Below are 12,880 nucleotides of genomic sequence, written 5' to 3'. Positions count from 1 at the left end.
GTGGCAGTGAGGGATGGTCGGTATGCGGTTTGACGTGTTCTACGTGCTCGCGAATCAGGGGCGGGGACGGGCGTGGTCGGATTTGCTGGACGAGGTCCGCCGCCGGGTCGTGCTCGCCGACGAACTGGGCTTCGACGGGATGTGGCTCGGCGAGCACCATTTCGACGCCGAGGGCACCGACCAGTTGCCCAACCCGGTGCTGCTGTGCGCGGACCTGGCCGCCCGGACGTCGCGGATCCGGCTCGGGATGGCGGCGGTGTCGCTGCCGCTGTGGCACCCGATCCGGCTGGCCGAGGACCTCGCGATGCTCGACCACTTCAGCGGCGGCCGGGTCGATGTCGCGTTCTCGCGCGGCATTCTCGCCGGGGAGATCGTGAACCTGAATCCGGATGCCGACCGGGCCGACGAAGCGCGGTCCCGGGCGATCTTCGACGAGCACCTGGCCATGGTCCGGGCGGCGTGGACGGAGGATCCGTTCAGCTGGCAGTCGGAGCGCTACCAGATCCCGCGGCCGAAGACGAAATGGCCGGCCAAGGCGTACGAGTCCTATCACGACAGTGACGGCTATCTGGCCGGGCTGGCCGTGCTCCCGCAGCCGGTGCAGTCGCCGACGCCGCCGCTTTACGCGGTGTCGCAAGGACTCGAAGGCTTCCGGTCCGCGGCACGGCAGGGGCTGGGAATCATCACCTCGCATTCGACTCCCCGGCGCGCGCAGAAACTGGGCGCGGCCTACGCCGAGGTCGCCGCACAGCACGGCGGCCCGCCCTCCTACATGCCTGGTCCCTGCGTGCTGGTGCGCGACACCTGCGTGGCAGCCACCGACGCAGCGGCCCGCGAAATGATGGAAGAGCAGGTCGCGGTCCGGTTCAACCTGATCAAACGGGTGCGCGGACTGGGGGAGTGGCTGGAGGAGGACGAGGATCCGAGCGATCCGGCGTTCGAGTCGATGAAGCCGTTCGACCTGATGATGGACCGCGACTACCTCCTCGTGGGCTCGCCGGACACGGTGTCCGAACGGATGATCCGGATGCACCGCGACTACGGCATCGAGCACTGGTCGCTGGCGCTCGGCCGGGTCTCCGACGACCAACTGGAGACGACTCTGCGGCTGCTGGCCGACGAGGTCCTCCCCGCGGTGCGCAAGGCGGCCGCCGAACTCAAGGACGCATCATGACTGCTTTCCTCGACAGCGAAGGCTCGGCGGCAGTGCTCGCCGGCGGGCTCGTCTTCGCGACCGCTTCCGCGGCAAGTGCCGGGACCGTCGCCGACGAGACCGCGAAGTGTCTCGACGAACTGGAGAAGACGTTGGGACAGCTGGGGTGCGGCCTCGGCGATCTCGTGAAGGTCAACTGCTACCTCTCCGACGACGGCTACCGGGGCGAGTTCTGGCAGACCTGGGACGCACGGTTCGCCTCGCTGGACGTTCGGCTGGTGCGCATCACCCAGGTCGTCGGCATCCCCGGCGAACACCGCGTCCACCTCGACGCCACCGCGGTCCGACCGGAGGGCCGCGCATGACCGCGACAGCGATTTCCGTCCACGCCGGACCGATCATCGGCGGCAGGCCGGTCGAGTCGGCCGGGGCCGAACGGCAGGACGCTGTCAGCCCGGCTACCGGCGAACTCCTCGGCAGCTTCGCGCTTGGCGCCCCGGCGGATGTCGAGACCGCGGTCGCGGCCGCAGGGGACGCGTTCGAGACATGGGCGGCGACGTCGGTCTTCGAGCGCATCAAGTTCCTGGAGCGCGCGATCGAAGTGATCTCCGAGCGCCGCGAAGACCTCGGCCGGTTGCTGGCCTCTGAGCAGGGCAAGCCGTACCGCGTCGAGGCGCTCGGCGAGGTCGACGAGACGATCGAGTATTTCCAGAGCGCCATCGAATGCGCCAAGCGCCTCGACGGAATTCTCCCGCCGCTCGCCGACACCGCGAAACGAGTGCTCATCTCTCGCGTTCCGAGGGGAGTCGTGGCCGCGATCGGGCCGTGGAACTTCCCGCTCGGCACCATGGCGGGCCAGGTCGCCCCGGCGCTCGCGTCCGGGAACACCGTCGTGACACTGCCCGCGCCGACCACGACGCTGACGTGCTACGAGTTCGCCCGGTGCCTGATCGACGCCGGGCTGCCCGAGGGCGTGTTCAACCTGGTGACCGGACAGGGCGCGGTCATCGGCGACGCGCTGAGCGGGCATCCGGACGTGCAGGTGGTGGCGTTCACCGGCTCCGTGCCGACCGGCCTCCGGGTCGCGCAGCGCGCGGCGGGCAAGGCGCAGCTGATCGAACTCGGCGGCAACGGCCCGACTGTGCTGCTCGACGACGCCGACCTCGCCCTCGCGATCCCAGGCTCAGTGTCCTCGACCTACTACTGCGCTGGGCAGAACTGCATCGCGGCCGGACGGTTCCTGGTCCACGAGGCGATCTACGACGAATTCGCCGAAGCCTTCACCGCGGCCGTGCGCCGGGAGATCAAGCTGGGCGATCCGTTCGCCGAGGACACGACGATGGGTCCGGTGAACAACGCCGTCCTCGCCGGAAAGATCGACCAGCACGTGCGTTCCGCGGTCGCCGACGGCGCGAAGCTGCTGCTCGGCGGCGAGCGGGCGGCGGGATTCCCGACCGACCTGTACTGGCAGCCCACCGTTCTCGCCGACGTGACCGAGTCGATGGCAGTCGCGGTCGAGGAGACATTCGGACCGGTCGCCCCGCTGCAGCGGATCAGCTCGGAAACCGAAGCGCTGCGGATCATGCAGGCCTCTCCGTACGGGCTGTCCGCGGCTGTGTACACCAAGGACTTGGCCAGGGGCCTCCGGTTCGCGGAGAGGGCCCCGGCCGGGACGGTGAACGTCAACACGAGCACGTCCAGCGCCGAGGTGCACCTGCCGTACGGCGGTCGCGCGGGGAAGCTCAGCGGCCTCGGCCGCACCCAGGGCCGGTACCCGATGGAAGACGTTTACACCGAACTCAAGACCGTCATCGCGCACGTGGGCTGAACGGGCCCGCCGGATCGGCGAGGAGCGAAATGATCGACCTGACGACGTTCAAAACGATTATGGCGGCCGCACCGGGGCCAGCGGCCGTGGTCACCGCGATGGGCGCGGACGGACAGCCCCACGGCCTGACCGTTTCGGCGGTCTGCTCGGTCTCGCTGGAACCGTCGCTCGCACTGGCGTGCATCGACCGCGGCTCGAACACCCTTGCCGCGATCAAGGAAACCAACGCCTTCACCATCAACTACCTCGGCACCGGATGCGAACCGGTGGCGATGCACTTCGCGACCAAATCCGACCGCAAGTTCGAGGACCAGCGATGGACGCTCCCGGCGGCCGGCGGCGGGCCGATCCTGCTCGACGCGGCCGCCGCGCACGTGGTGTGCCGGGTCGAACAGGCCGTTCCGGCGGGCGATCACATCATCTTCGTCGGCGCGGTCGTCGAGGGCTCCGCCGACGACGGTTCGCACGCTCTGGCCTATGCCCGCCGGAAATTCTTCACCGGCGAGCACCTTGAGTCCGGTGCCGCGGCGCACTGAACGGAGCTGCCCGATGCCCGCCCGAGCCCGCAAGAAGACGCCTCCGGTGCGCGATCCGGACGGCACGCGCCAGCTCCTGCTCGACAGCGCGGTGCGGCTGTTCGAGGAACACGGCTACCACGCGACGTCCGTCCAGGAGATCGTGGCCGGGGCCGGGCTGACGAAAGGCGCGTTCTACCACCACTTCGACACCAAAGAGGACGTCCTGCACGAGATCCACGACCATTTCGTGGACCACCAGCTCGACCTCCTGCGCGGCGTCGTCGCCAGCGGCGGCCCGCCGGACGAGCTGCTGCGCCGCGTGATGGTCGAGGTGCTGATCGAGCCGATCAGCGTCTACCGGGCGGAAATCGCCATCTTCATGCAGGAGTACCGGTTCCTGTCCGGCCGGACGTTCGCGGAGATCCGGCGCAAGCGGACGGAGTTCGAACGGCTGGTCACCGAAGTGCTCGAAAAGGGCATCGCGAACGGCGACTTCGCCGCGCCGGTGCCGCCGAAACTGCTGGCGTTCGCGGTGATCGGCATCGGGGCCTGGGCGTACCACTGGCTCGATCCGCAGGGGACGGTGACACCGCGGGAAGTCGGCGAGGCGTTCGGCAGCCTCGTCGTCGACGGCCTAGGCGCCGACGCTGTCCCGGAAAGCCGTCGGGAGATCTGACTACCAACCGGTTGGTTCATTGACCGGCCAAGGCAACGAGAACGAGGTCACTATGGGTTCTGCAACATCACAGCGTCCGGAGCCGCGCCAGTTCGTCGGCGGGCAGTGGCGCACCGGAAACGGCGCCGAAGCCATCGACGTCTTCGATCCGGCGACCGGCGCGCGGCTCGGCGAGGTCGCGGCGGCCAGCGAGTCCGATGTGGACGACGCGGTCCAGGCCGCGGCGGACGCGTTCGGCCCGTGGTCGGCGCTGTCGCTGAGCCGCCGGGTCGCCTACGTCAACCGGTTCAAGGCGTTGGTGCAGCGCGATGCCGAGGCGCTCGCCGAGACCGTCTCGCTCGACCAGGGCAAGACGCTGGACGAGGCGCGCGGCGAGGTCACCCGGCTCGTGGACGCGATCGAATGCGCCGCGGCGGCACCGATGATCTACCACTCGGCCAGCGGGAATGTCGCGGCCGGCCTCGACGCCCGCCGCGTGCGGGTCCCGCTCGGCGTGTGCGCCGCGGTCACCCCGTCCAACTTCCCGGTGATGAATCCCGGGCAGTTCGCCGCCTGGGCGCTCGTGTGCGGCAACACGCTTGTGCTCAAAGTGTCCGAACAGGACCCGTACGCGTCGACGCACCTGATCAAGATCCTCGAAGAGGCCGAGCTGCCGCCAGGGGTGCTGAACCTGGTTCACGGGCGCGCCGACGCGGTCAAGCGGCTCATCGCCAGTCCCGAGGTCGCCGCGGTCTCCTGCATCACCTCGACGCCGACGGCGCGGTCCATCTACGCGGCCGCCGCGGCTGAGGGCAAACGGGTCCAGGCGAACGGAGGCGCCAAGAACCCGATCGTGGTCGCCGAGGATGCCGACCTGGAACGGGCGGCAGCGGGCATCGTCTCGTCGGTCTTCGGGATGGCTGGGCAGCGCTGTCTCGCCGATACTCGCGTCATCGCCGCCGAGAGCGTTTACGACTCGCTGGTGGAGATGGTCGTCGCGCGGGCGTCGGAACTCGTTGTCGGCAGCGGTCTCGATCCGCGCACGACGATGGGGCCGGTGGTGAGCGCGCAGAGCAAGCAACGTCTCGAAGCGACAGTGGACGCGGCGATCAGCGGGGGAGCGAAGGCGGTTTTGGACGGCCGGGGCGTGCGGCCGGTCAGCGGCACGCCGGACGGGTACTTCCTCGGCCCTACTGTGCTCGTGGACGTCGAGCCGGGTTCTCCCGTCGACCGCGACGAGACCTTCGGCCCGATCGTCAACATCCACCGGTCCGCCTCGTTCGACGACGCGGTGGAGCTGGCGAACGACACCGAATTCGGCAACGCCGCGACTGTCTACACCCGGTCGGGCTCCATCGCCCGGGAGTTCGAGCAGCGCTCGACGGCGGGCAACGTCGGCATCAACACGTTCCCGGCCCCGCCGATGAACTTCACCATGGGCGGCGCCGGTTCGTCGTTCTACGGCGACCTGCACATCTGCGGCGACGGGCCGCTGGACTTCTACACCGACCACAAGCTCGTCCTGTCGCGGTGGTGAGCCGGGTGAAGGCAATGGCGATCAGCTGCTCGCCGAGCATCGGCGGGCGGACGGCTGCGGCTTTGCAGGCAGTCTTGGACGGCGCGGCCGCGGCAGGTGCCGCTACCGAACTCGTCCAGGCAGCAGAACACCGAGACCTGACCGAGGTCGTGGCGCGGATGGCGGACGCGGACGCTTTCGTTCTCGGTGCGCCGATGTACCGCGCGTCGTACGCGTCGCCATTCAAAGCCCTTCTCGACGGCACGCCGCGAGAAGCACTCACCGGCCGTGCGGTCGCGATCGTCGCGACGGCGGGCAGCGATCACCACTTCCTGGGCTTGCAGGCAATGCGCGGCGTACTGGTCGATTTCTTCGCCGCACACGTCGTTTCGCCCGGCTTGTATGTGAACGCCGACAGCTACACCCCGGACCAGACCCTCACCGCGGAGCGCGCCGACCAGGCCCGCACCCAGGGAATCGCGCTCGTGGAACTCGCCAGGGCGATCGCGTCGTCCGAAGGGCTCCGCAGCGTCATCCCGAACGCCTGACCACCGACTGAGAGGCGAGCAATGCGACAGCTGCTCAGCACCAACACCGCCGGAATAGCGGCGGGAACCGTTGCCGGGAACATGGTTTTCACCGCGGCGTCGGCCATCGACGTCGCCACGATGAAGCGAGTGTCCGAAGCGGACACCATCAAGGACGAGACCCGCGTGATTCTCCAACGGATCGAACGGACCCTCGCCGAAGCCGGCTGCACGCTGCGGGACCTGGCAAAGGTGACGTGCTTCGTCAGCGAGGAGGAACACCGGCTCGACTTCGCGGCGGCGTGGCGCGATCTCCTCGCACCAGGGCCGTATCCGTCGCGCGCGATGGTGCGCATGGACCTGGTGAGCGACTGCCGAGTGCAGGTGGACGCGATCGCCGTACGCCCGGCGGGCGAAGGAAAGGACTGACGGTGACTGCTTTTCTCACCTACCCCGGCAGTGACCCGGAGTTGCGGCGCAAGTTCGGTCTCGGCGGCGCGGCGGTGATCGGGGATCTGGTCTTCCTCGGCGGGATGGCGCTGGACCTGACCACGCTTACCCGGCAGCCTGAGGCGGTCACCATCGCCGACGAACTGCGGATCTGCCTTGCCGGGATCCTCAAGACGCTGGAGCAGGCCGACGGCACCCTCGCGGACATCGTGAAGGTGAACTGTTACCTCTCCGACGACCAGTACCGCGCGGAGTTCCGCGAGGCGTTCAAGGAGGTCTTCGCGCCAGGCCCCTACCCGAAGTGCCTGACGATCGTCGCCGGGCTGGCCGGGGACTGCCGGGTCGAGATCGAAGTGGTGGCGGTCAAACCGCCGGGCGGGCGGGCCGCGGTGAACCCCGGCTTCTTCGACAGCGACCAGTCGGGTCGTTCGATGGGCGTGGCGGCGGGCGGTCTCGTGTTCGCCGAAGCCGCCGCCCTGGACTGGGCGACGGGCGACCGGCTGCCCGAGGCGACGACGCTGGCCGAGGAGACCGGGATCTGCCTCGACCGGCTGTCCGCCGCGCTGGCGGAGGCCGGATGCACGCTCGCGGATCTCGTGAAGCTCAACTGCTACCTCGTCTCCGACGACGACCGGGCCGAGTTCTGGACCGCGTTGAACGAGCGGCTCGCACCGGGACCGTATCCGCCGCGCATCACCCAAGTGACCTGTTTGGACGGTGCTGCCCGGGTCGTCGTCGACGCGGTCGCAGCGGTCCCGGAAGCCAGGAACACGAGCGCGTAACGGGTCGGCGGCCGGGCTCCCCGAAGCGTTGACACCTGCGGAAACGCCCAGTAGCTTCGTTCAAACCAACTGGTACGTATGTAGTGCCTCGCCGCGATTCCCGGCCGCCGGTTTCCCGTCCCGCAGCAGCTGCGCCGGACGTCCCCACAATGGGAAGGACCCGCCGATGAAGCGAATGCTGGCGGCGCGAGTGCTTTTCGCGCTGCTCACCCTCGTGATCATCTCGATAGTCGTCTTCGCCGCCACCCAGGCGCTTCCCGGCGACGCCGCGCTCGTCCAGCTCGGCAAGCAGGCCACCCCCGCGGCGCTCGAAAGCCTCCGCGCCCGGATGCACCTCGACCAGTCGCTCGTCGCGCAATACTGGCTGTGGCTCACCGATCTGGTGCACGGGCACCTCGGCAACTCCCTGGCCACCAACATGAGCGTCGGCGCGCTGATCGGCGACCGGGTGGCCAACACGCTCGTCCTGCTGGTCGTCACCGGGGTCATCGCGCTCCCGCTGGCGACCGCGATCGGCATCCTGACCGCGATCCGCCGGGACCGCGCGGCGGACCACACCGCGAGTGTCGTGATGCTGGTGATCGTGGCGATCCCCGAGTTCGTGTTCTGCCTGTTGTTCGTCGCTCTCTTCGCGACGAACGTGCTGCACGTGCTGCCGGCGGTGTCGCTGATCGATCCGGACCAGCCGCTCTTGTCCCAAGCCAGCGCGTTCGTGCTGCCGGTGCTGACGCTGGTCATCGTCAGCCTGCCGTACATCGCCCGCACAGTGCGCGCCTGCATGCTCGAGGCGCTCGAAAGCGACTACGTGGCGATGGCGCGGTTGAAGGGCGTGCCCGAACGGCAGGTCATCGTCAAGCACGCCCTGCCCGCGATCGCCGGTCCGGTGTTCCAGGTCAGCGCGCAGACCCTGGCGTATCTCGCGGGCGGGATCGTGGTGGTGGAGACCGTGTTCCAGTTCCCGGGCATCGGATTCGCGTTCGTGCAAGGGATCCAGAGCCGCGACCTGCCGGTGGTCCAGGCACTGGCGCTGATGCTCGCCGCGGTCTACGTGATTTTGAACAGCGTCGCGGACCTCGGAACTGTCGCGATGACACCGACCCTTCGCAAGGGGGCACGATGACGGACGTCGAAACGGCCGAAGCCGCGGTCGGCGAGCGCACCAGGCACAAACAACGCGGCGGATTCGGCCTGCTCGTGCGAGCCGCGTTGCGCCGAACCGAAGGACGGATCGGCCTCGCCCTGGTGGTTCTCGTCGCGGCGGTCGCGTTCCTGGGGCCGTTCTTCAGCCCGCACTCCGCTTCGGAACTCATCAGCGCGCCGTATGCGCTGCCCGGCGACGGGACGGTCCTCGGCGCGGACGGGCTGGGCCGGGACGTGCTGAGCCGATTTCTCAACGGCGGCAACGTGATCCTCGCGCTGGCACTGCTCGCGACCGCGGTCGGCGTCGGGGCCGGAGTGGTGCTCGGCCTCATCGCGGGCTACCGCCGCGGTGTCCTCGGCCAGGTCATCATGCGGATCCTCGACATCGTGCTGTCGTTCCCGTCGCTGCTGCTGGCACTGCTGTTCCTGTCCATCATCGGCGTCAACTGGTGGATCATCGTCGTGACCATCGCGATCTCGCACATCCCGTATGTGGCGCGCGTGGTCGAAAGCGGTTCGCTGGCGGTGATCGGGCGCGGATTCGTCCAGTACGCCGAAATGATCGGCGTGCCGCGGCGGCGGATCCTCGTGCGAGAGATCCTGCCGAGCATCGTCGCGCCGCTCACCGTGCAGTTCGGCATCCGGGTCACGTGGTCGATCGGCATCATCTCGTCGCTCGCCTACCTCGGCTTCGGCCGCCAGCCGCCCTCGGTCGATTGGGGAATGATGATCAGCGAAAACCAGTCCATGCTTCTGTCCAACCCGTTGCCGGTGCTGCTGCCGGTCGCCGCCATCGCGGTCATCACCGTCGGGGCGAACCTGCTGACCGACGCGTTCGGGCAGGCCGCCGGCCTCAGCGGACGGCGAGGGCAGTCGGCATGACGGCGGTCGCGGAGACGGTGAAACAGGCGATCGAGGTCGCGGACCTGCGGGTGGATCTCGCGGACCGGGACGTGAACGTGGTGCGGGACATCGGGTTCAGCCTCCGGCCCGGCCAGATCCTCGGCGTCATCGGCGAATCCGGGTCCGGGAAGACTACGGTCGGCTCGGCGCTGCTCGGCTACGCGCGGCCCGGCACCCGCATCACCGGAGGTTCCGTAGTGGTCGACGGGGTCGACGTCCTGTCGCTGCGCGGCCCGGCGCTGCGCAAACGGCGCGGCGAGCTGATCTCCTACGTGCCGCAGGACCCGTTCTCCTCGCTCAACCCGTGCCGCCGGCTCGGTGCTCAGCTGGCGGAAACGCTGGCCGTGCACGGGGTCGATTCCAAGGCGGAGCAACGGGAACGGATCGAGCGCATCCTCGAAGACGTGCGCCTTCCGTCCACGAAGGAATTCCTGCGGCGCTACCCGCACGAGATCTCCGGCGGGCAGCAGCAGCGGATCGTGATCGCGATGGGCTTCATCTGCAATCCGAAGGTCGTCGTGCTGGACGAGCCGACCACCGGCCTCGACGTCACGACCCAGGCGCACGTGCTGCGGATGGTGCGAGAGCTGTGCGAACGGCACCGCACCGCCGGGATCTACGTCAGCCACGACCTGGCGGTCGTCGGCGGACTGGCCGACCGGATCGGGGTGATGTACTACGGACGGCTCGTCGAGGCGGGACCGGCCGACGCGATCGTCCGCGCCGCCGGGCATCCCTACAGCCGCGGGCTGATCCAGGTCATCCCCGATCCGCACCGGCGGCGCGTGCTGAGTTCAGTGCGCGGCCGGGTGGCCCCGCTGGACGAACGGCCCGACGGGTGCGTTTTCGCGGCCCGCTGCGACCTGGCGGAACCGGAGTGCCGGACCGGCGAGATCCAGCCGGTGGCACTCGAATCCGGCCACGTCGCGATGTGCCGCCGGACCGAGGTCGTGCGCAGTTCGCCGCCCGCCAACGCAGCCCTCGCCGCGCGCGTAAGCGCTCCCGCGGAAGCCGGTCATGGCTTCCTGTCGGTGCGCGAGCTGACCGCTTCGTACTCCGGCTACCAGGTGCTGAAGGACATCGACCTGGACGTGCCGCGCGGCCTGGTGACCGCGCTGGTCGGCGAATCGGGTTCCGGCAAGACGACGCTGGGCCGGTGCATCGCGGGACTGCACGAAGAGGCGACCGGGGCGATGACCGTCGGCGGGAGCCCGTTGCGGTTCGGCGCCCGGAACCGGTCGCGCGAGGAACGCCGGGCGGTGCAGTACATCTTCCAGAACGCGTCCGAGGCGCTGAACCCGCGCCGGTCCGTCCGGGACTCGATCGCCGAACCGCTGATCACGCTCGGCTCGGTCGCCGGTTCGGCCGAACTGGACGAGCGGGTGGACGCCTTGCTCGACGACGTCGCGCTCAACCCGCGGCTGGCGACGAGGCGTCCGTCCGAGCTCTCCGGCGGCGAACGGCAGCGGGTGACCATCGCGCGCGCCCTCGCGACGGATCCGAGCCTGCTGGTCTGCGACGAGATCACGTCCGCGCTCGACGTTTCGGTCCAGGCGTCGATCTTGCTGCTGATCGAACGGCTGTGCGCGGAGAAGAACCTGACGTTGCTGTTCGTGACGCACAACCTGGCGGTCGTCCGGGCGATCGCGGACCGGGTCGCGGTTCTCGATACCGGGGTCATCGTGGAGGAGGGCGCGGTCGACCAGGTGCTGGACTCGCCGCAGCACGCGTACACGCAAGCTCTGTTGAAGGACACTCCGGCGCTGGATCTGGACTGATCGCGACTATCGGCGTGCGCGCCGCGGAAAGCGGGATTTCATGCAAAGAGGTGTTTCGGCGAGACTCAGCCGTCGCGGCTTTCTCGGCGGGATGGCGGCGTCGGCGATCGTGCTGGCCGGGTGCTCCGGCGGCGCGCCGGAGGCGGATTCCGCCGCGGCGGGGGTGCCGAGCGGGCCCCGCAAACGGGGCGGCACTTTCCGCTTCGCCAGCGCGTCGTTCAACGAAGCGACCGGAGCGGACCCGGAACTGCTGGGCGGCGGATCGAGTTTCCCGTGCTACGACCAGCTGGTGAAGTGGGACGCGAACCAGCGTCTCCAGCTGGAGCTGGCCGAGGAATTCGCGCCCGACCCCAAGGACGCCTCGACGTGGACGATCCGCGTCCGAGACGGCGTCGAATTCCACAACGGCAAGACGCTGGGCGCGGACGACGTCATGTTCACCATCAACCGGATCCTCGACCCGAAGCTCGGCGCCGCGGCGGCCGCGCTGCTGGGCGCGATCGACCCGGCCGGACTGAAGAAACTCGACAAGCGCACGGTCCGGCTGAAGCTCAAGTACCCGAATTCCCAGCTGCCGGACGGATTCACCAGCTTCTGCGGAGTCGTCCCGGTCGGCTTCGACCCGCGCAACCCCGTCGGGACCGGCGCGTTCCGGCAGGAGAGCTTCATCCCGCACCAGCAGTGGGCGGGCACCCGGAATCCGCACTACTGGCGGCCGGATTCCGCGCCGTACCTGGACCGGGTCGAGCTGATCGGGCTTTCCAGCCCGGTGGCCGCGGTCAACGCGATGCTGAGCGGTCAGGTGGACGCGATCGACACCGTGCTGATCTCGCAGCTGCCGCGGCTGAAACAGCGCAAGGACCTGGTGGTGGTCGAGTCGCAGACCGGGTCGGTCCAGTTCGTCTCGATGAACTGCCGCAAGGGACAGCTGTTCGAGGACCCGCGGGTGCGCAGGGCGTTCAAGCTGATGCTGGACCGGCAGCAGCTGGTGAACACCATCTACTCCGGACACGGAGCGATCGGCAACGACGTGGGGGTGTTCCCGCAGTGGGATTCGGCCTGCGATCCGAGCCTGCCGCCGCCGGCGCAGAACCTCGACCAGGCGCGTGCGCTGCTGCGGGAAGCGGGAAAGGAGGGGATGACCGTCCCGCTGCGGGTGGCGGAGCTGCTGCCGGGCATGACCGAAACGGCGCAGGTGCTGATCGAGCAGGCGAAGAAGATCGGCGTGACGATCACCCTCGACCAGGTCCGCGACAACGCCCAGTTCTACACCGGCGAATACTACAAAGCGCAGCTCCAGATCGATTACGCGTCGACCATGTCGATGTACGGCGGCGCCGAGTACTACTGGCTTTCCGACGCGGGATACAACGCCGCGGGATATGCCGATCCCGAGGTGGATTCCCTGTTCAAACAAGGGCTGGCGGCGACCGGTGCGGGATACGACGCCCCGCTGCGGAAGGTGTCGCGAATCATCCAGGACGAAGGTCCTTGGCTGGTGTGGGGACGGCAGAACGTCTTCAGCGCCTTCACCAGGAAATTCACCGGGATCACGGCAGGCGCGGGCGGCGGTTCGCTCAACGAATACGGGCTCTGGAACGTCTCGCTGGCTTGACCGGCGCGGCAGCGG

General features: G+C 68.9%; 13 protein-coding genes. All 13 read left to right on the top strand.

Going from position 1 to position 12,880, the window contains the following annotated elements; all coding sequences use genetic code 11:
• Nucleotides 1-22 precede the first annotated feature (22 nt).
• The 13 genes from ABZX37_RS21240 (at nt 23) to ABZX37_RS21180 (ending at nt 12,865) form a co-directional block, all read left to right on the top strand.
• On the top strand, nt 23-1,174 hold the full coding sequence (locus ABZX37_RS21240) for an LLM class flavin-dependent oxidoreductase (protein ID WP_354741933.1): 1,152 nt from the start codon (nt 23-25) through the stop codon (nt 1,172-1,174).
• Nucleotides 1,171-1,518: a RidA family protein gene (locus ABZX37_RS21235; RefSeq protein ID WP_354741932.1), complete on the top strand. Its 348-nt coding sequence runs from the start codon at nt 1,171-1,173 to the stop codon at nt 1,516-1,518. Before ABZX37_RS21240 ends, ABZX37_RS21235 begins: the two co-directional genes overlap by 4 nt.
• A complete protein-coding gene (locus tag ABZX37_RS21230; protein WP_354741930.1) occupies nt 1,515-2,981 on the top strand; it encodes an aldehyde dehydrogenase family protein in 1,467 nt (488 codons plus the stop codon). The genes ABZX37_RS21235 and ABZX37_RS21230 overlap by 4 nt, the downstream gene beginning before the upstream one ends.
• A gap of 29 nt (nt 2,982-3,010) precedes the next feature.
• A complete protein-coding gene (locus ABZX37_RS21225; RefSeq protein WP_354741928.1) occupies nt 3,011-3,517 on the top strand; it encodes a flavin reductase family protein in 507 nt (168 codons plus the stop codon).
• Between the two features lie 13 nt (nt 3,518-3,530).
• Nucleotides 3,531-4,175, top strand: a complete 645-nt coding sequence (locus ABZX37_RS21220; protein WP_354741926.1) for a TetR/AcrR family transcriptional regulator — start codon at nt 3,531-3,533, stop codon at nt 4,173-4,175.
• Between the two features lie 52 nt (nt 4,176-4,227).
• Entirely contained in the window at nt 4,228-5,691 is a 1,464-nt protein-coding gene (locus ABZX37_RS21215; protein WP_354741924.1) for an aldehyde dehydrogenase family protein, read from the top strand.
• A gap of 14 nt (nt 5,692-5,705) precedes the next feature.
• The gene (locus tag ABZX37_RS21210) at nt 5,706-6,218 is read left to right on the top strand and encodes an NAD(P)H-dependent oxidoreductase (protein ID WP_354741922.1); all 513 of its coding nucleotides are present in this window, start codon (nt 5,706-5,708) and stop codon (nt 6,216-6,218) included.
• A 21-nt stretch (nt 6,219-6,239) separates the two neighbouring features.
• A complete protein-coding gene (locus ABZX37_RS21205) occupies nt 6,240-6,626 on the top strand; it encodes a RidA family protein (protein ID WP_354741920.1) in 387 nt (128 codons plus the stop codon).
• 2 nt (nt 6,627-6,628) lie between these two features.
• Nucleotides 6,629-7,429: a RidA family protein gene (locus ABZX37_RS21200; protein WP_354741918.1), complete on the top strand. Its 801-nt coding sequence runs from the start codon at nt 6,629-6,631 to the stop codon at nt 7,427-7,429.
• Between the two features lie 166 nt (nt 7,430-7,595).
• On the top strand, nt 7,596-8,549 hold the full coding sequence (locus ABZX37_RS21195; RefSeq protein WP_354741916.1) for an ABC transporter permease: 954 nt from the start codon (nt 7,596-7,598) through the stop codon (nt 8,547-8,549).
• Nucleotides 8,546-9,451 carry an ABC transporter permease gene (locus tag ABZX37_RS21190; RefSeq protein ID WP_354741914.1) on the top strand — a complete coding sequence of 302 codons (906 nt, stop codon included), beginning with the start codon at nt 8,546-8,548 and terminating at the stop codon, nt 9,449-9,451. The genes ABZX37_RS21195 and ABZX37_RS21190 overlap by 4 nt, the downstream gene beginning before the upstream one ends.
• Entirely contained in the window at nt 9,448-11,250 is a 1,803-nt protein-coding gene (locus tag ABZX37_RS21185) for an ABC transporter ATP-binding protein (protein WP_354741912.1), read from the top strand. The genes ABZX37_RS21190 and ABZX37_RS21185 overlap by 4 nt, the downstream gene beginning before the upstream one ends.
• Nucleotides 11,251-11,290: 40 nt before the next feature.
• A complete protein-coding gene (locus ABZX37_RS21180; protein ID WP_354741910.1) occupies nt 11,291-12,865 on the top strand; it encodes an ABC transporter substrate-binding protein in 1,575 nt (524 codons plus the stop codon).
• Nucleotides 12,866-12,880: the final 15 nt, after the last annotated feature.

This window comes from Amycolatopsis sp. NPDC004079, from assembly GCF_040610415.1.
In the GTDB taxonomy this organism is placed as follows: Bacteria; Actinomycetota; Actinomycetes; order Mycobacteriales; family Pseudonocardiaceae; genus Amycolatopsis; species Amycolatopsis halotolerans.
Note: the sequence above shows the minus strand (reverse complement) of the source record. Positions and strands in the feature narration are given on the sequence as shown.

Excerpts from the sequence above, each read along its gene's own strand:
- ABZX37_RS21240 (WP_354741933.1), top strand. The coding sequence starts at position 23 with ATGCGGTTTGACGTGTTCTACGTGCTCGCGAATCAGGGGCGGGGACGG.
- ABZX37_RS21235 (WP_354741932.1), top strand. The coding sequence starts at position 1,171 with ATGACTGCTTTCCTCGACAGCGAAGGCTCGGCGGCAGTGCTCGCCGGC.
- ABZX37_RS21230 (WP_354741930.1), top strand. The coding sequence starts at position 1,515 with ATGACCGCGACAGCGATTTCCGTCCACGCCGGACCGATCATCGGCGGC.
- ABZX37_RS21225 (WP_354741928.1), top strand. The coding sequence starts at position 3,011 with ATGATCGACCTGACGACGTTCAAAACGATTATGGCGGCCGCACCGGGG.
- ABZX37_RS21220 (WP_354741926.1), top strand. The coding sequence starts at position 3,531 with ATGCCCGCCCGAGCCCGCAAGAAGACGCCTCCGGTGCGCGATCCGGAC.
- ABZX37_RS21215 (WP_354741924.1), top strand. The coding sequence starts at position 4,228 with ATGGGTTCTGCAACATCACAGCGTCCGGAGCCGCGCCAGTTCGTCGGC.
- ABZX37_RS21210 (WP_354741922.1), top strand. The coding sequence starts at position 5,706 with ATGGCGATCAGCTGCTCGCCGAGCATCGGCGGGCGGACGGCTGCGGCT.
- ABZX37_RS21205 (WP_354741920.1), top strand. The coding sequence starts at position 6,240 with ATGCGACAGCTGCTCAGCACCAACACCGCCGGAATAGCGGCGGGAACC.
- ABZX37_RS21195 (WP_354741916.1), top strand. The coding sequence starts at position 7,596 with ATGAAGCGAATGCTGGCGGCGCGAGTGCTTTTCGCGCTGCTCACCCTC.
- ABZX37_RS21190 (WP_354741914.1), top strand. The coding sequence starts at position 8,546 with ATGACGGACGTCGAAACGGCCGAAGCCGCGGTCGGCGAGCGCACCAGG.
- ABZX37_RS21185 (WP_354741912.1), top strand. The coding sequence starts at position 9,448 with ATGACGGCGGTCGCGGAGACGGTGAAACAGGCGATCGAGGTCGCGGAC.
- ABZX37_RS21180 (WP_354741910.1), top strand. The coding sequence starts at position 11,291 with ATGCAAAGAGGTGTTTCGGCGAGACTCAGCCGTCGCGGCTTTCTCGGC.